This is a genomic window from Virgibacillus salexigens (genome assembly GCF_014905415.1).
Lineage (GTDB): Bacteria > Bacillota > Bacilli > Bacillales > Amphibacillaceae > Virgibacillus > Virgibacillus salexigens.
In genome coordinates this window covers 1-356 of the sequence record NZ_BNEO01000059.1, presented here as the reverse complement: position 1 = coordinate 356, position 356 = coordinate 1, and the positions used below count along the sequence as shown (strand labels likewise).

General features: G+C 31.5%; 1 protein-coding gene. It reads right to left on the bottom strand.

Annotated elements, in window-relative coordinates; translation table 11 throughout:
* On the bottom strand, positions 1-356 hold a 356-nt coding region (locus JKP73_RS22215), incomplete at both ends, for a hypothetical protein (RefSeq protein WP_200411990.1).

Below are 356 nucleotides of genomic sequence, written 5' to 3'. Positions count from 1 at the left end.
TCTGAAAAACCATCTAATGTCAACGGTAAGGAAAGTTGATACAAGTTTTCATTCATCTTCTCGGTTTCCCAAATCATTGACAAAGTAGGATCTGCAACTATCTGTACCTTTGTAGCTTCTGTCATCCAACCTTTGAGTCTAAAAGCTAATTTTAAAACATTTTCTTCAACTTGTAGTATTTCTACAAGAGGATAGAGATAAGAAATACCAAGAGTCGCTACCCCATTGTTAGAAAATAGGATTTCTAAATTACTGTCATTTTGGAAATTTTTAGGAAAACCAGAATAATAAATTGACTTTTCTTTTCCATTAACGTAAGTAATAAATTGCCACCAATGAAATACAGATTTATCAAA